Consider the following 19145-nt stretch of genomic DNA (forward strand, 5'->3'; position numbering starts at 1 on the left):
TTACATAGCTCATACACACCCCCCTCATTTGTTTTGTTTATTTGCAGCCATCAAAAATAGATTAACAATTATGAAGAGGCTTCTATGAAAAAATCTTTAATCATTTGTTCGTTTTTTATTTTGGCATTTTTTATTGGCTGTGAGGAAGTCCAGACTCCGGTTGAACCGAATGTAACCCAAACACTGCAAAAAGGCGGTGTAAAAATAATCCTGGTGTGCAACGTAGAGCAGCTTTATGATGCAGTAAATAATCCTGCAAACATGGGCAAGTATCTTTTTCTAACTCCAGGCACCTATGTGCTCTCAGTAAATGATTCGTCGGGCAATCCCCGCCTGAATAGCGGACGACTTGAACTTCAGAAGGACATGTCGCTATATGGAGTATTATTTAATCGTTCAGCTGTCGTCATAGATGCATCGGGCTTGCCTAATGCTTCGTTCCTTACTTCATTTGGACGCACAGGACCTATTCGAATCGGACGCGGTAAAAATTCTATCGAGTGGCTTACAATCCTGGGGAATGATTTTGCAGCAGGAGGTATTGAAACCGATCTGATTGGAACTCCGACAACAGAAATTAAGGTTGCACATGTTGTTTCAGGAGGAAGCTTGCGGGGAATTGACGTCAGAAACATTGGGGCAACTATGATCGGGCGGCGAATTGACGCAAAGATATTTGATAATGAGTGCTTCGGTAAAGTGGAGGGAATCAGACTCGTAAACACCAATGGTGCGAATCAAGGACAAATATATGCAGAACTCCGAAATAACTACGCACACGATTTCTACTTTGGCATAATTGCAAACAATAACCGGTGCACATCCGGAATAGTCGAAGTAACATCTCGTGGTGACAAGTTTGAAGGAAATGGACTTGGCGGGTTGATCATTGGGGGAAGTGCTCTTGCCGGCACATCTGTTTCAAATTCCACAACCTTTGAAGCTCACGGATCTAAGTTCATTAACAATAATGGTCCGATCAATCCGGATATTACAGATGCCGGTGGATTATTAGTAATTGGTGCTGACGCATTTGGTCCAGATGTAACATTCTCCAATACAGTTACTGTGCGTCTCTGGAATACAAAGGTATATGGTAATCAGAATATTGATTTTCAAGGATTCGGCAGTCGGTCAATTTCAGTACCACCTGTACTTGGTGGAACGGATAATCATGCATTAATAAAACTTTATGGCACCAGCAGATGGATTGATTTGGCAGCAACTAACAGCTTACCCGAAGATCCAAATAACACAAATACGGTGACGATTATTCGCTGAAGATGAAAAGGAAAAGTGTTTTGTATCAATAAAATATCATAAGAGGAATAATCCTAAGAACAAAACTTCGATGATTTTACTATTTGCTGTCGCATGGTGGTATTTAGCAATTCCTATTAATGCCCAATGGATGCGAGTACAGGGTATTATACCATTTAATGTAACGGTTCGGTCATTTGTAAGTTATTCAAACGAATCAGGAGAAAGGATTCTTTTTGCTGGAACTGAGGGTGCGGGAGTTTTTCGTTCTACTGATGATGGTCTCAACTGGATCGCAGTAAACACAGGATTGTCCGATTATCAAGTTTATTCTCTTGTCATTTCTGACACAACTATATTTGCGGGAACCGACACTGGTGTGTTTCGATCCTCAATTAAAACTATAAATTGGAGCGAAGCTAATAAAGGAATGACGGGATTTGAAATCTATTCCTTTGCTATATCAGGTAGTGATATTTATGCGGGTGCTTTTTGGGGTGGCGTATTTCGTTCAACTAACAATGGTAATACATGGATTTCAACTGGATTACATTATGTTTTGTCTCTTCTGTCCTCGGGTGAATATCTTTTTGCTGGAGATGCTGCAGGTCAAGTATGGCGTTCTACAGATAATGGCTCAAGTTGGTTACCGTCAATTTCAGGATTACTCTATACTACATACAATGCTCTGGCGATGACTTCAGAGGGAAATCTTTTTGCAGGTTCTTATTTGGATAGCTCCGGAGTCTTTCTTTCAACAGATAACGGTATAAATTGGATTCAATTTGACAATGGACTTACAAACAAAGAGGTTTATACATTTGCTGTATCAGGTTCAAATCTCTTTGCGGGTACTTTTGGATTCGATGGTGGGGTTTTCTATTTAACTAACATTGGATCAAGTTGGGTGCCCTTTAATGAAGGATTTAATTTCGGTCCCCACGTTTGTTCTCCTCAAATCTCAGGCAATTATATTTTTGCAGGAACGCTAAACGGTTTATGGAGACGACCATTGAGCGATATAATACCAGTTGAACTAACATCATTCACTGCGACTAACAAAAACAACACAATAGACCTGAACTGGGTTACCTCATCAGAAACAAATAACCGGGGTTTTGAAGTTCAAAGAAGTAATGATGAAGATTTTGAATCTATCGGATTTGTAGAAGGAAATGGAACAACAATAGAAAGTAAATCGTATTCATATATAGATAGAGAGGTAGCAACAGGGAAGTATAAATACAGATTAAAACAGATCGATTATGACGGAACATTTGAATACTCGAAAGTAGTCGAAGTTGAAGTATCCTCACCATCGACATTCTCACTTGAGCAAAATTATCCAAATCCTTTTAATCCAACAACAAAAATAATTTTCAATCTGGCAGTTGAATCGATCGTAAGCTTTAAGATCTTTGATATACTTGGTCAGGAAATAATGTCAGTACCGAATAAGAATTACAGTTCCGGCAGCCACACAATGTCTTTAGATGGCAGTTCATTAAATAGCGGCGTCTATTTTTATAGGATTGACGCTGCAGGTGTTAATGGAAAGGAATTCATTTCAGTTAAAAAAATGATTCTTGCCAGATAATTTCTGGCGATATGAAAGAAGAAGAGGAAGGGCGCAGCAATGCGTCCTTTTATTTTTAGAGCCGATCTATATTTATTCACCTATATTTTCAATTTTACAATTTGACTCTTAGCCAATCGAAGAATCTAACCAAACCCGTCATCACTCTATATATTTTCTTAAATTTATTCCACGAATAATTAAAAATTTATATGAAACAAATAACGTTTTTTCTTCTGCTTTTTTCAGCTTCACTTTCTGCTCAGGAATTAATAACCAATATACATAACAGGAATACTATCAGCCTGAATGGTGATTGGTCTGTCATCATCGATCCGTATGAAAATGGTTTTTACAACTACAGGTACGAAGAGAGTTCAAACGGATATTTTAAAAATCAAAAACCTAAATCCGTGTCTGATCTTGTTGAGTATGACTTTGATAAATCACCAACTCTAAAAGTTCCGGGTGACTGGAATACACAACGCAGTGATCTTTTCTTTTACGAAGGAACTATCTGGTATAAAAAATCTTTCACTATTCATCCTGTTGAGAGAAAAAGATATTTCATTCACTTTGGTGCGGTTAATTATAATGCTAAAGTTTATTTGAATGGTGAGAAGTTAGGTGAACACACAGGCGGATTTACTCCGTTCAATTTTGAAATAACTGCTTTGTTGAAGGAAGATGAAAACTTTGTAGTTGTTAAAGTTGATAATAAAAGAGTTCGTGAAGGTGTGCCAACATTAAATACAGATTGGTGGAACTACGGCGGCATAACAAGAGATGTAAACATTGTTGCGACTCCTGAAATTTTTGTGCAGGATTATTTTATTCAACTTGAAAAAAACAGTATGGATAAAATTTCAGGTTGGGTTAAACTTGAAGGCTCATCAGCGAATCAGGACGTAACTATAAAAATTAATGAAGCTGGTATTGAACATCATATTACTGCTGATAAAGATGGGTATTGTAACTTTTCCTTTAAGGCAAATTTAAAACTTTGGTCCCCAGAAAATCCAAAGCTGTACGATGTTGTAATTGAAACTCCATTTGAAACCCTGAATGATCAGATAGGTTTTAGAAGAATTGAAGTTGCCGGAAATGAAATTTTATTAAATGGAAAATCACAGTATCTGCGGGGGATATCTATTCATGAAGAATCACCGCTGCATCCCGGTAGAGCTGTTTCTATTGATGATGCTGAACAATTATTAAAAAGTGCAAAGGAGTTAGGATGCAACTTTGTTCGGCTTGCGCATTATCCGCATAACGAACACATAATCAGACTCGCAGATAAATTGGGAATGTTGGTCTGGTCTGAAATACCTGTTTACTGGACTATACTTTGGGACAACAAAGAGACATATAGTTTAGCTTCGCAGCAACTTTCGGAGATGATTAACAGGGATAAAAACCGTGCGTCAATAATCATCTGGTCAGTAGCAAATGAAACTCCGCGCTCTGAAAAAAGACTGACGTTTTTATCAAGCCTGATTAAAGAAGCCAGGAATATTGACCCGACTAGGCTAATATCAGCAGCAACGGAACTTACATATAACGGAAAAAATATAACTGTCGATGATCCGCTTTCGCAACACCTTGATGTGATTGGTGCAAATGAATACCTTGGCTGGTACTCATATTCAATAAATGATATGAAAGATTTTACATGGAAGAGTGAATTTCAAAAACCACTTGTGATCTCTGAATTCGGCGGCGGCGCACTTTACAACAATCATGGTAATGAAGGTGAACGATGGACAGAAGAATATCAGGATGCCATATATCGTGAACAGATAAGTATGCTGAAAAATGTTGATTTTATAAAAGGTATGAGTCCCTGGATACTATATGATTTTCGTTCGCCGCGCAGACCGCTGCCCGGCATTCAGGACTATTATAACAGGAAGGGCTTGATTTCAAATGACGGCAATAAAAAACTTGCTTTCTTTACTCTTAAAAAATTTTACGAATCAAAAATGAATGAAGAATAAACTCTTCAAATTTCAATAGAAAATTTTTATGTACGAATACCAGAAAAACCAGATTTACTTTGCACAGGTTCCGGGAATGATGGAAGAACTATGCAAGGAGGAATTAACTGAATTAGGTGCATCAGAAATAAATACAACTTACCGCGGTGTTTATTTCAAAGCTGATCTTGTTAATCTTTATAAGATCAATTATACATCAAGGCTTATTTCCAGGGTACTTGCACCACTAATCAAATTCAAATGCCCGAACACAAATGCGCTTATTAAAGCTGCTAAGAAAATTAATTGGGAAGATTTCTGTTCAGTAGATAAAACTTTCGCGATCACCTCGACAGTTACAAAAAGTACAATTACAAATTCACTTTATGCGTCGCAATGTTTGAAAGACGTAATTGCTGATTTCTTTCGGGATAAGTACGGCAAACGTCCCGATGTTGATACTGTAAATCCTGATGTTCGTTTTAATCTTCATATTGAAAAAGATGATGCTGTTTTAAGTCTCGATACCTCAGGCGACTCGCTTCACAAAAGAGGGTATAGGCTTCTTGCAGGCGATGCACCGATGCAGGAGACTCTTGCCGCAGCTATAATCAGGATAAGTAAATGGGATGGCGAAAATAATCTTTGGGATCCGATGTGCGGCTCAGGTACAATTTTGTGTGAAGCATTAATGCATTATTGCCGGATTCCTGCCCAGTATTTAAGAACAAAATTCGGTTTTTCAAATCTTCCTGATTTCAATTCTGGTGATTGGGAAAAAATTAAAAAAGATGCAGATAAAAATATTCGTCCATTGCCTGGTGGATTAATTCAGGGGAGTGACAAATCCCAAAGAGTTATTAAAGTTGCAGAAGAGAATTTATCGCGTTTACCTTTTGGTGATTCAGTGGAACTATCAGGACAGCCTTTTCAGCATATAAACAATTTTGAAGATGGAACTTTGATTGTCAATCCTCCTTACGGAATTCGTCTTGGCGAAAAAGAGGAAGTGCAATCACTGTACAAAGAGTTCGGTGATTTTTTGAAAACAAAATGTAAAGGCACCACTGCATATATTTATACAGGTGATCCTTCATTAAGAAAATCAATCGGTCTCAGAACATCAAGAAGGATCCCGTTAATCAATGGTAAACTTGAAGGTGTACTGCTTCAAATCGATAGTTATGAAGGAAGTAAAAAGCGCAAGTACCGCAACGAACTCCCCGATGATAAATAACAATTATTTAATCAATAGCATCTTTTTAATCGTAGTATCAAAAGCTTCCAGCTTATAAAAATAAACACCTGAAGCAAGATCAGAAGCATCAAACCCAACTTCATAAACTCCCTTTTCCTGGTATTCATTAACAAGTGTTTTTACTTCACGACCAAGAATATCATACACTGTCAGTTTCACCTTATGAAATGCAAGCAGCTCATAAGCAATAGTTGTTGCGGGATTAAAGGGATTCGGGAAATTGTCATACAGAAAATCTTGCCTTTGTTCCGGATAGAAAAATGATTTAGAAAAATCCAGGTCATCGATTCTTTTTACATTTGCCCAGATATCTACTCCGGTGTTACCATTTATACTGCTTTGATACGCCAAAACTATTTTATCATCAGATAAACTGATGCCATAATCATACTCGTATTGGGTGGGGCTCGTTAAAAGATTAATATTTTTTTGTACAATAAACTCAGAAGTTTTTCTTTTACTATCATTCGCATAAAAACCCCAGAGAGTATTATTTGTATTATAAATCAAAAAGATATTTGCATCTTTAAACTCAAGGATATTCGAAGGCAGAGCATTATACCCGGCATATCCGAAGGAAGTACTGGTTGTTTTTCCATCTTTCGACGGATAAATTCTTTTAAGATCAGTAATTCCATTATTTGTGTACATTACCGCAACGTCCCATCCATCTTTTCTGCAATCAATATCAGTTACATAACCGGCAAGACTATCAATTACAAAAGCTGATTTTATATTCCCCCGGCTGTCGAAGTGAACGCAGTGAAGATTTTTGTCATATTCATTTATGGAATTATTATAGTATTGCAGAGTAACTAATAAACTAAGATCATCGTCTATATATGTATCAATAGCTCTATAGCTAATTGGATAATTTATGCTTAGTAAAGTTATTTCATTTCTAATTGTAGCCAGATCTCCGTCGAACATTTTATACTTAACTCGATAACTATCATAAAAACACATAGCAATTTCATCATTGGTATTAATTCCAAGGTTTATTCTTGTGTAATCAGGAATTGGTTCCTGAAGTATTTTGTTGTTACCAAGTTTTTCCCCGTTACGACTGATTTTTTGTCCTACCAAATATGTCGGGTAACCATCATCGCTTCCTAACCAGACTACTATAAATGTTCCGTCTGATAAAGAAACGATGTCTTTATAATAACCTGTTGACCAATATATGGGTGTGTCGCTTAAACAAATATTTGAATTTATGGGATTAAAATCTGCGTCGTACAATTGTGCGTATAATTCATCTCTGCCATTACGCTGATCGTACCATACAATAATTGATTCTCCAATTGAATTAAATTTTACCTGTGGTTTATATTGATTCGAACTGCCCCAATCGTCATTGATTTTAACTGGTTCACTTTGTGGTGAAATATCGTAGTTGAATTCTTGGTAATAAACCTCTGAATTATTAGCAAAATACTTTAAATACCCTACTATAAAAGAATTGTTAAATAAATCAGTCATAAATTTATAGTAACTATATCCTAAATCAGGATTATTTTCGATTGCAATTGGATTGCCAATATCGTTACCCAATTTATTTATTCTCTTTACCCGAAGTGAGTCATCCAGATAAAGTAATAAAAAGAAAGTACTGTCCCTGTCACTCGAAATTTCAAACGTGTAGCTTATTCCTTCAGGTTCAAGTAATTCAAGTACATCTGTTACAAAGTAGTTAAGTGAATTGAAAATCCTTGCTGAAACACCACCACCATCTAATCGCCAGGCAATAAGAAAATTTCCGTCTGAAGTAGATGTAATCTTGGAAAAGTAATTATGTTTTAAACATAAAGAATCTGAAACGATCTGATTTTGTCCTATTCTCTGTCCTGTATTATTAAGTAATTGTAAATAGATTTTTGAGTTTGTAGTTCCACCGGATGAACTCCAGGTAATACAGTAGTTACCCGCATTGTCTTTAGATATATATTTTGTTTCACCAAAACTTGAAACCTTATTGTTATAATCGTTTACCACAATATCACTGCCAACCTGTAGACCGGATGAATCGTATCTTCGTGCGAATAAATCATTTGCTTGCCCGCCAACTTCTCCTGTAAATGTAATTAAAAAAGACCGATCGTTATTTAGAATACCAGAAGGATATCCAAGATCTGAATAATAGCCACCAGAGATAAATATTTGTGAACCGATTTGCGTTCCAGCCGAATTGAATCTATAGATTGATATAGAATAGTATGTTTCAGCAAATGTTATTAAAAAATCACCATTGTCGTTTGCCGTAACAAATGGTGAATTATTCCAGTTGAGATTAGAAACCGATATTGGTTTATTAACACCGACTTTAGTTCCGTCAGCGTTATAAAATTGGGCATAGATTTGATCGCCTCCATTCCGCTTGTCAATCCATGCTGCGCAATAGTTGCCCGAGCCTGCTTTTGCTATACTTAAACTATATTGTTCTGAACCTCCAATACCTGCAATTTCATTAACCATAAAGTCAGGTTTAATTATTGGTAGCTCTTTGGGATTATCATTGACCTTTGATGTTGAGGATTGATTCTGAATTACAAGAAATGAATCTTTGCTTATGGGAATTTCTTTATAAAACAAACCGTCCTGTTCATATACCTGGGAAAAGGTTAATGTACTTAGGCAAAAAAGAATTAAAAATCTCTTTATCATTTTATACCCCGCTGTAGAATGAAATCCAACTTATTGTCAAAAATAAAAATTTAATCCCAACCCGAATCGGGTATTGACGTACGAAGTTTTGTACTCACGGCTGCTCGAATAAGTTGTTTCCTGGCCTATATACGTAGACCTTGAATCATATTTGGCAGTAGTTGCCGAGTACAAAAACCTTATGTTTGAAACCAGTGATAATGATTGGTTAAAAAAGTATTCTGCACCAAACCCAAGATTAAAATGCCACGGTGAATTTAAATCTTCCAGGTATTCTTCAACATTATTTTCAAATACTAAAGTATTCGGATAAGTTGAAAACAATACTTCAGAAGTTTCTTCGGCAAAAGCAAACTGTTTTCCAAAGCCTGCCAGCACGTATGCAGAAACTTTGCCGGGTATACGGTTGTGCAGATAATATTTTAAACCTATACTGAAATCAAATACTGATAAACCGCTTTTAGTAATCTCACCTTCATCAAAATTATTGTACATACCTCTTGAATGATCTTCACTCCGGATTTCACTTTGAGTATCCGAATAGGAAAAATCAAGAGATACACTAAAATCAGGTTGAAAGTTGTAAGCCAATTGCCCCTCTAAATTGATTTCATTTTCAGTAATGTAATAAGTACTAAAGCTGGGTGGATTTGAACTCGAGATTACTACATTATATAATCTATCAGTAAAATACGGTACGTATAGAACTCCAAACGACCATCTGTTTTTTGATTCATCTCCTTTAACAATGTATTCGGTACCCTGTACGCCTCTATACACTACATTACCAATTTCACTTTTATCATTAACCACTTTATTTTCTGTTGAGATTCTTTCTAACTCGGCAGCTATCTCTTTCTGCTTATTAAACTCATCGATTCGCTTTTCAAAAAAATCATTGAGATAATCTGTTTTGTAGCTAAATCCTTTCTCTGCTGAATAAATTTCACCGAGCTTATCAACAGTTATCAGGCTTACTGCTTTCAATATTGTTTTTTCAGGTACATAATTCATATAGATGATTTCAACTTTTTCATCTGAAATGCTTGTCACCATGCATGGAAAAGATTTTCCGTTTACCAGAACGAGATTATCAGTATAATTTTGCTGAGCAAATAACAAAAAAGGGAAAAGTAGGATTGCTAAAGTTTTCATTGTAGCCCCGATTAATTTGTTTTGAATTGATTTTTAAAAATGCCTGCCGTGCTGCTGTCATAATACTATATCATTATGTTTTATTACCCAGATTTCTGCCTAAAAGAATTATTAATAATTCTATGCTTAACTTAGAACCTAATTGACTAAAATGAAATTGTCATATAAAAATAATTTGTGGTAAAAATTTATCTGGAGTTAATTGATAAACAAAAATTGTTGCTTAGTATAAAATGTACAGTTGTTGAATTAATTCCTCAAAAACTATATTGTGTTCGACCTGGAATTTTTTTTGGATTATTAATTATCATAAACGGAGTTTATATGAATTACCAGCCTGACCCATCACGCTATCAAAAAATAAAATATGTCCGATGCGGAAAAAGCGGAATAAGACTGCCTAAAATTTCACTTGGATTGTGGCACAACTTCGGCGGGGTTGATACAATTGAAAACAGCAGAAAGATGCTTCACCGAGCATTCGACCTTGGTATTACACATTTTGATTTAGCTAATAATTATGGTCCGCCTCCCGGATCTGCTGAGGAAACATTCGGACAAATACTTAAAAAAGATTTTGCGTCTTACCGTGATGAACTTATCATCTCAACAAAAGCAGGATGGGATATGTGGCCCGGACCTTATGGAAATCTTGGCTCAAGAAAATATCTCATCGCAAGTCTTGACCAGAGCCTAAAACGAATGGGACTTGATTACGTCGACATCTTTTATCATCACCGTCCTGATTTAAAAACTCCTGTTGAGGAATCAATGGGCGCACTCGATCATATTGTAAGAAGCGGAAAAGCACTCTATGTTGGAATCTCTCAGTACAACGCTGAACAAACATTGAAAGCTGTTGAGATTCTTGAAAAACTTGGAACGCCCTGTCTTATCCATCAACCCAGATACAGCATGATGGATAGATGGATTGAGAACGGGTTAACAAATGTACTTGCAGAAAAAGGTGTCGGCTGTATTGTGTTTTCCCCGCTTGAACAGGGCTTGCTGACGGATAAGTACTTAAACGGAATTCCTTCTGATTCGAGAGCGGGAAAACAAGGAACATTTTTGAAAAAAGAGTCAATCACAAATGAGGTTCTTTCTAAAATAAAAAAGTTGAACGACATTGCTAAAAAACGCGGACAGTCACTTGCTCAAATGGCGATTGCGTGGGTGTTAAAAAATCCTGTCGTAACTTCAGCTTTGATTGGTGCAAGTAAGGTTGAGCAGATTGATGACGCTTATAATTCACTTAACAATACCGAATTTTCAGATGATGAATTAAAATCGATAGATGAAATTCTGAAAAATTAAATTGAACAAAAATGGTTTATACTCTGTTTAGAGGATTTGGTATATTTACTCAGACATTTTTTTGGATTATGTAAATCCGATTATATTATAAGGAGAAAAACCATGCACGAAAAAAGTATCGAACTATTAAACAAAGCTGTTGCAGATGAACTATTAGCTGTTCATCAGTATATGTTATTTCATTTTTTATGTGATGACCAGGGATATGATCTGCTTGCAGGACTTTTTAAAAGAACAGCAATTGAAGAAATGCTACACGTTGAAAAATTAGCCGAAAGAATTTTATTTCTTAAAGGTGAAGTTATTATGAAAGTCGGTGGAGAAGTAAAGAATGTTAAAGACGTAAAGAAAATGCTTGAAACTGCTGCTAGTATGGAAAATGAAAGCGCACGTGATTACAACCTCTGGGCAAACGAATGTTCAAAGAATGCTGACTCCGCAACCAAACAAATTTTTGAAGGTCTGGTTATGGATGAAGAAAGACATTTCGATCAGTACGACACCGAACAGGATAATCTTACAAAGTTCGGCGACAGGTATCTTGCATTACAATCCATCGAAAGAAGTAAAAATATTTCCGCAGGAAGACCTACAGAATAAAAAATTGTTTATAGTTCATAGTTAAGGCTGGTCAAATGATCAGCCTTTTTTATTATCGGTTGAGAGACTTATTTAGTTCAAAAATCTTGAGTGCATTTTTGCTTTTAATGACTAACCTTTTCCAGTTTTTTTGCGATAATAGAACTGGAGTGTCAGGCACTAAACCAAGCCGCCTCCCTAATATTGTTAGCTGTTTGTCATCTTAGCGCTGCACTAATAATATTTACTGAATTGTTAATTCTAATAATCTTAAAGCGAGGGGTCGGAAGCATATTGTCCGGGATCAGGTATGACAGAAGAAATACGGGTACAAAATACCACTGCCAGAATTTTACTTATTGATGATAATATTCAAAACATCAGTTCTATTGAAAACGCACTTGTAAATTCATCCTACAAATTGATCGTTTTAAAATCATTATCAGATGATTTAATAGAAATATTAAAAAATGATCTTCCTGATCTTTTCCTTTTGAATCAATCATTGCTTGATAAAGGGTGCGGCATAAAGCTATTTAAATTTATTCACAATGAAGTCAACGTCCCCCGGATTATTATTTGTGATTCAAAACACTTTTCGGAAAGGAATCATTCTCATTCAGACTATGATTTTATAACTCTGCCAGTCGAGCCGGTAAAACTTTTAGTTTCAATTGAAGTGAAACTTTATAAATCCAGGTTGATGAAACATATTCAGGAAAGTGAAAGCAGATCGTTTGCATTGTTCAACGGCAATCATGCTGTCATGCTGCTTGTAGATCCTGAAACAGGGGGTATTCACGAGGCAAATAAAGCTGCTGAAAAATTTTACGGTTATAGTGCTGCGCAGTTCAAATCAATGAACATTAGTCAGATCAACGTAAAATCGAGACCGGAGATAATGCACATTATACAAAAAATTATTTCCGGAGAAAAAAACAGGTTCTATTTTAAACACAGGCTGGCATCCGGTAGTGTCAAAGATGTGGAAGTGTTCAGCAGTCCGGTTCTATTTAATGGGAGAACCTTGTTATACTCAATAATACATGATATTACAGAGCGCAGAAAAAGTGAGGAAGCGCTCGCTAAAAGAGATGAAAGATATAAAGCTTTAATTCAAACTACCGGGAACGGATTTCTTTCAATGCTGTCTAACGGAAGAATTGTTGAAGCGAATGATAGTGCCTGTCAAATGCTTGGTTTTGAAAAAGAAGAACTCTTTACAAAATATATAAATGACATTGATGCGAATGAATCACCGCAGCAAACCCAACAGCACATTGAAGCCGTAATAGCTGAAGGATGGGACAGGTTTGAAACCCGACTGCGCCGTAAAAATGGCGAGATTTTTTCCGTTCAGATAAATGTTGTTTACATAAACTCGCAGGGCGTGTTCCTCTGTTTTGTTACTGATATATCAAATCAGAAAAACAGTGAAGAACTTATACGGAAAAGTGAGCAAAGATTAAGAACCGTAACTGAAAATGTTGATGCAATTATGTTTTCGATTGACTGCAGCGGAATTGTAACAATGGCTGACGGCAAGCCTCTGCGCGATCTTGGATTTGAGCCAGGGGATATTATAGGGAAAAACGTATTTACAGATTTTAAAAATATCAGGAACATATCCGAAAACCTCACAAAGAGTTTGAGAGGGATTGAAACCAGGGATGTGATAACCATACGGGATCTGTTTTTTAAATGGTCTGCGAAACCACAGCACAATCTTCATGGTGAAATAGTAGGCGTAATCGGAATAATGTCTGATATAACCAACAGGGTAAAACAGGAACATCATATTAAAAAGTTATCACAGGCAGTTGAACAAAGCCAGGTATCAATTGTAATAACTGATGTTCAGGGTAATATCGAATATGTAAATTCAAAATTTACAAGTGTAACCGGTTACTCATTTGATGAAGCTAAAGGTCAAAATCCGCGCATTCTGAAAAGCGGTGATCAACCTGAGGAATTTTATAAAATGCTTTGGGATACGATTACTTCAGGGAAAGAATGGACAGGTACATTTCGAAACAAGAAGAAAAACGGTGACCTGTTCTGGGAGTATGCTAACATTTCGCCGATAGTAAATGAAGCCGGAAAAATAACCAACTTTGTCGCAGTGAAAGAAGATATAACCGCAAGGATCGAAGCTGAAGATGAGTTAAAAAAATATCAATTAAAATTAGAAGAACTTGTTGAAGAGCGGACTGGCCAGATCAAAAAGCAAAACAATTTCTTTAAAACTCTTCTTGATACCATACCCAATCCTATTTTTGTAAAAAACACAGATGGTGAATATACCGAAGTTAATAAAGCCTTTGAGGAATTTTTCGGAATTGAACGTAATTATATCATTGGAAAAACTGTTGATGATGTACCGGGAGGCGAACCCGCCGTTCTTGCAAAAAAATACGATTGTGAACTATATGCTTCTCATAAAAAAGTAGTCTATGAAACCAGTGTTGTGAACAAAGAAGGTCAGCAAAAAACACTGCTTGTTTATAAAGCCTCATTCGGACAGGGTGGAAATACTCCGGAGGGAATTACAGGTTTGCTTATCGACATCACCCGCCAAAAGGAATACGAACTTCACACTAAAGCAGCACTTGAAAAAGAAAAAGAACTGAACGAAATGAAAACTAATTTCATCTCGATGACTTCGCACGAGTTCAGAACACCGCTTACTTCAATTCTGTCATCTGCGGATCTTCTGGAGATGTATATTGAAAAATGGACAAAGGAAAAATCAACCGGGCATTTGAAAAAAATACAAAATTCGGTTTTGTATATGACAGATATGCTCGATAAAGTTCTTACAATGAGCAGAAGTGAACGGGGACTTTTTACATTTATTCCTCAGAAGTTTAATCTTCAATCATTAGTAAGGGATATTGTTGAGGAATCACAGAGTCAATTCGTTACTCATAAAATAAATTTTGAAAATCAGTGTTCGGCTAAAAATGTTTTTGCTGATCCCAAATTAATTTCTCACATACTTAATAATCTTATTTCAAATGCGATAAAGTATTCAACAAAGAATAATGAAATCAACCTCACGGCTGTTTCTGATGGTGATAAAATTGAATTTATAGTTTCCGACAAAGGAATCGGAATCCCTTCCGACGAATTAAAAATGTTATTTGAACCCTTTTTCAGAGGCAGAAATTCCGGCACAATAAAAGGCAGCGGACTTGGATTAAGCATAGTTAAAAAAGCGGTTGAATTACACAACGGCTCAATCAGTGTGGATAGCGCTTTTGGTAAGGGAAGCACTTTCAAAGTAAGGCTTTCGTGTGAAAAAAATACGGATATAATAATTCCTGTAGATAACAACTAAAGGCAGGCAATGGCGAAAATCCTTTTAATAGAAGACGAAGATTATATAAGAGAAAATTTTTTTGATATTTTTTCTGAAGACGGCTATGAAGTTATCACTGCCTCTAATGGCAGTGATGGAATAATGCTTGCCAGGAAGACACTTCCTGATATTATTTTATGTGATATAATGATGGACGGGATTAATGGTTATGAAGTAAAAGAGGAAATATCCTCACACTCAGAAACTTCCCGCATACCATTTATTTTTCTTACAGCAAAATCTGATTTGAACGATATCAGAACCGGACTTTCTCTCGGTGCCGACGATTATATCACAAAGCCGGTTTCAGCCAAAGATCTTTTAAAGTCGGTTCGGAACAGGTTGAAGAGAATAAATGATTTAAAATCTTTTACCGACGCACATTCGGTAAAACCGGATGTAATAAAGACAGAAAGATTTATTGTTAAAACATCTGGCAAGACGGATATAGTTGATATTAAACAGATAGTCCTTATCTCAGCGTCGGGTGATTACACAACTGTGCATACTGCTGATTCAAAAAAAATTATGATGAAAAGATCTTTAAAAAACTGGGAAAAGAATCTTGATCCAGGTTCGTTCATACGTATTCACAGAAATACAATTTTAAACATCAGTTTCATTGAAAAAATTGAACCTATGTTCAAGGGGGCTTTCGCAGCACGGATAAAACATCATCACGGCACTATTCATTTCAGTCAGCGCTGTTCCGCATTAATCAGAAAAAAACTTTCTCTCAAATAATTCGTCTCAATTTTCCCGCGTTCATCGCCATAATTTCCGCGCTTACCGATCATATTAGTCTTCTACAGAAATAAAGTCTAATAAAAAGCGGTCCTTTCGATTATACTACCAGTATAGTAACAGGAAATACTAATGAATGATCTGGTTTTGGTTGTAGAAGATGAGAATGATGTACGAAGTAATCTGGAGGATATTCTGTTGAATCAAAACTACAACGTAATGATATCCTCATCGTGTGAGGCAGCAATTGAAGCGGCAAATCATAACAAACCGGACATTGTAATTTCAGATATAATACTTCCCGGGTTAAGCGGTTACGATCTTCTTAATTATTTCCGCAAAAACCCGATGTTGTCATCAGTTCCATTTGTATTTCTAAGTTCAAAAACTTCCGATGATGATTTGAGATACGCAATGAACCTTGGCGCCGATGACTATCTCAAAAAACCATTCAGGGCTACAGATCTTATCAGAGTAATTACAACCAGGATAAAGCGTAAAAAAGAATTGAATACTTAAATCAATTTTATTTTTGAAAATGTTAAAGCAGTTAGATAACAGGAGAGCATAATGAATATCAATCAAACAATTAAAGGGGAATACGACGAACTTCTTCAATTGGTAAGTTTTAATCTTGATGAAGAAGAATACGGTGTTGACATACTCAGTGTGCGCGAAATAAACAAAATGATGTCAATAACAAAGATCCCTAATTCACCCGTATATGTGGAAGGTGTTATTAACCTTCGGGGCAGAATAATACCTGTTGTGAATCTTCGTTCTAAAATGGAATTGACAAAAAAAGAAAATGATAAACACACCCGGATAATTGTGGTGGATATAAATAATAAAACAATCGGGTTTATTGTAGACCGTGTCAGCGAAGTATTACGCGTGCCTCGCACACTTATGGAAACGCCTCCTGAAATAGTGACGGACACACAATCAAAGTTTATTACCGCTGTGGGTAAACTGGAGGACAGGCTTCTTATACTTCTTGACCTGAACAAGGTATTTAGTGCGGACGAATATTCTGTTAAAGAAACTATCAATTGAGAAAATAAACATTAATTAAAAACTAAGCGGAGAGAAAAATGTTGAACTATATGAAAATCGGAATGCGGCTGGCGCTGGGATTCGCATTTGCTTTAATAGCACTCGCATTTATAATTCTGTTTTCGGTCACAAGGCTTTCAGGTCTTGATGAAGAAGTAAACTTTATGGCTAACGACCGTTTTCCTAAAACAGTATGGGCTAATAATATAATTGACAATATTAATGAAGGCGCGAGAGTAATAAGGAATATTTTGCTTGTTACTGATCCATCGGCAAGAAAAACTGAATTCGACCGGCTTCCAAAAACTGCCGCAGCAATTGATGCCAATGTTGATTCATTAAAGAGAACAATTACAACGACTGAAGGGAAGGCTCTTATTCAGAAGTTTGAGGATGTAAGACAGAACCAATATTATCCTGTCAGGGAGCGGGTAATAAATGAAATAAATAATGGAAATGAAACCGCGGCTGTTGAAATCCTTCTTACAGATTTTAGGGAAGCTCAAAGGAATTACATGAATGCCTGCAAGGAGTTAATTAACTACCAGACCGAACTGATGCACCAGAGCGCTATCCTCGCGGACGAAAGCTATACATCTTCGCGTAATCTCATGTACATCATAGGTTTAATTACAATTATTGCTGTTCTCGGTTTTGGCTTGGTAATTACAAAAAGTATAGTCAGTCCAGTAAGTCTTGTTGCTGAAAGGATTCAGCAATTACAGACAGTCTGTATAACTAATCTGGGTAACGGACTTCTTGCAATGGAAAAAGGCGACCTGACAGCAAAAGTTGAAAAAGCAACCAAACATCTTTCATTAAACAGAAAAGATGAAGTCGGGAAAATGGCTGACACTGTAGATAAGATGATCACAATGGCACAGGGCGGTATTGATGCTTATGAAGGAGTAAGAGAAAAAATAAAAGATCTAAGTCATGAAACCACAAAGCTTATTAACGATGCAAAAGAAGGCAGGCTGGATAAACGGGCTGATGCATCAAAATTTGAGGGGGCTTACAGTGAAATCGTTACAGGATTTAACGGTGTACTTGATGCAGTCATTTTACCTGTTCAGGATGGCGCAAAGGTTCTTGAAGAAATGGCAACGGGTGATCTTACTGTGCGCGTCACAAAAGAGTATAAGGGACAGCATCAGAATATTAAGAACAGCATTAATAGAATGGGTGAATCACTTAGTTCAGTAATAAGTGATGTAGCTGAAGCAGTTGCGGCCGCGGCAAGCGCAAGTACACAGATATCATCAAGCACTGAAGAAATGGCAGCAGGGGCACAGGAACAAAGTTCACAGGCTAATGAAGTTGCGGCAGCGGTTGAACAGATGACAACCACAATACTGCAATCATCCAAACATGCAAGTTCAACTGCGCAGACTGCAAAGAATGCGGGCACGTTTGCGCGTGACGGCGGAAAAGTGGTGAAAGATACGATAAACGGCATGGGGAGAATTGATGAAGTTGTAAGTGCGGCAGCAATAACAGTAAGGGAACTGGGCAAGAGCAGTGATCAGATCGGTGAAATAGTTCAGGTAATAGATGAGATAGCTGATCAGACAAATTTGCTTGCTCTAAATGCAGCAATTGAAGCAGCAAGAGCTGGCGAACAGGGCAGAGGATTTGCGGTTGTTGCTGATGAAGTCCGCAAACTGGCAGAACGAACAACAAAAGCGACAAAAGAAATCGCCGGCATGATTAAGAAAATTCAGGTAGACACCAATGGTGCGGTTGATTCAATTGGGCGGGGGACAGAAGAGGTTGCTAAAGGCAGGGAACTTGCGACCCAAGCAGGGGAGTCCCTCGAACAAATTATCAAAGGTGCCGAAGAAGTTGTTGATCTTGCAACACAGGTTGCATCAGCAAGTGAGGAACAATCAAGTGCTGCTGAACAGATCAGCAAAAATATAGAGGCAATCAGCAGTGTAACTCAGCAAAGTGCGGCAGGTACACAGCAGATTGCCAGGGCGGCTGAAGATCTGAACAGGCTGACAGATAATCTTCAGTCTCTTATCAGTAAATTCAAAGTTGATGATAAGAAATCAGCATCAAAATATGGAGTAAGACAAAATGGTAAGATCGTAGAAGTCTAAGAGTCTCTCCTCACACTTACCTGCCGGGTGGATGAAAGTTCACCCGGTTTTTTTTTGCTGTTCAGAATTCCCAAGACATAACTTTTCAGAAAAT

General features: G+C 36.8%; 13 protein-coding genes. 11 read left to right on the forward strand and 2 right to left on the reverse strand.

Annotated elements, in window-relative coordinates; genetic code table 11:
- The first annotated feature begins 84 nt into the window (after positions 1-84).
- The 4 genes from IPM56_04475 (at position 85) to IPM56_04490 (ending at position 6049) form a co-directional block, all read left to right on the forward strand.
- Positions 85-1281 (forward strand): hypothetical protein, encoded by a 1197-nt coding sequence (locus tag IPM56_04475; GenBank protein ID QQS37216.1) that lies wholly within the window; start codon positions 85-87, stop codon positions 1279-1281.
- A 70-nt stretch (positions 1282-1351) separates the two neighbouring features.
- Positions 1352-2857, forward strand: coding sequence for a T9SS type A sorting domain-containing protein (locus IPM56_04480; protein ID QQS37217.1), 1506 nt, complete (start codon positions 1352-1354; stop codon positions 2855-2857).
- Between the two features lie 191 nt (positions 2858-3048).
- Positions 3049-4833: a beta-glucuronidase gene (locus IPM56_04485; GenBank protein ID QQS37218.1), complete on the forward strand. Its 1785-nt coding sequence runs from the start codon at positions 3049-3051 to the stop codon at positions 4831-4833.
- Between the two features lie 28 nt (positions 4834-4861).
- Positions 4862-6049: a class I SAM-dependent RNA methyltransferase gene (locus IPM56_04490; protein ID QQS37219.1), complete on the forward strand. Its 1188-nt coding sequence runs from the start codon at positions 4862-4864 to the stop codon at positions 6047-6049.
- Positions 6050-6052: 3 nt separating this feature from the next.
- Here IPM56_04490 and IPM56_04495 read toward each other — a convergent pair whose 3' ends face one another.
- Together IPM56_04495 and IPM56_04500 are read right to left on the reverse strand one after the other, a co-directional pair.
- Complete coding sequence (locus IPM56_04495; protein ID QQS38223.1) at positions 6053-7552, reverse strand: T9SS type A sorting domain-containing protein; 1500 nt, start codon at positions 7550-7552, stop codon at positions 6053-6055.
- 1218 nt (positions 7553-8770) lie between these two features.
- On the reverse strand, positions 8771-9889 hold the full coding sequence (locus IPM56_04500) for an outer membrane beta-barrel protein (GenBank protein ID QQS37220.1): 1119 nt from the start codon (positions 9887-9889) through the stop codon (positions 8771-8773).
- Between the two features lie 324 nt (positions 9890-10213).
- On the opposite strand from IPM56_04500, the gene mgrA reads away from it, so the two are divergent.
- The 7 genes from mgrA (at position 10214) to IPM56_04535 (ending at position 19051) form a co-directional block, all read left to right on the forward strand.
- Positions 10214-11206 (forward strand): L-glyceraldehyde 3-phosphate reductase, encoded by a 993-nt coding sequence (gene mgrA, locus IPM56_04505; protein ID QQS37221.1) that lies wholly within the window; start codon positions 10214-10216, stop codon positions 11204-11206.
- 102 nt (positions 11207-11308) lie between these two features.
- Positions 11309-11806: a bacterioferritin gene (locus IPM56_04510; GenBank protein QQS37222.1), complete on the forward strand. Its 498-nt coding sequence runs from the start codon at positions 11309-11311 to the stop codon at positions 11804-11806.
- Between the two features lie 289 nt (positions 11807-12095).
- A complete protein-coding gene (locus IPM56_04515; protein ID QQS37223.1) occupies positions 12096-15125 on the forward strand; it encodes a PAS domain S-box protein in 3030 nt (1009 codons plus the stop codon).
- Between the two features lie 9 nt (positions 15126-15134).
- Complete coding sequence (locus IPM56_04520) at positions 15135-15890, forward strand: response regulator transcription factor (GenBank protein QQS37224.1); 756 nt, start codon at positions 15135-15137, stop codon at positions 15888-15890.
- 132 nt (positions 15891-16022) lie between these two features.
- Positions 16023-16409, forward strand: coding sequence for a response regulator (locus IPM56_04525; protein ID QQS37225.1), 387 nt, complete (start codon positions 16023-16025; stop codon positions 16407-16409).
- A 57-nt stretch (positions 16410-16466) separates the two neighbouring features.
- The gene (locus IPM56_04530; GenBank protein QQS38224.1) at positions 16467-16946 is read left to right on the forward strand and encodes a chemotaxis protein CheW; all 480 of its coding nucleotides are present in this window, start codon (positions 16467-16469) and stop codon (positions 16944-16946) included.
- Between the two features lie 38 nt (positions 16947-16984).
- Positions 16985-19051 carry a methyl-accepting chemotaxis protein gene (locus IPM56_04535; GenBank protein ID QQS37226.1) on the forward strand — a complete coding sequence of 689 codons (2067 nt, stop codon included), beginning with the start codon at positions 16985-16987 and terminating at the stop codon, positions 19049-19051.
- Positions 19052-19145 lie beyond the last annotated feature (94 nt).

The organism is Ignavibacteriales bacterium (assembly GCA_016700155.1).
Taxonomy (GTDB): Bacteria; Bacteroidota; Ignavibacteria; order Ignavibacteriales; family Ignavibacteriaceae.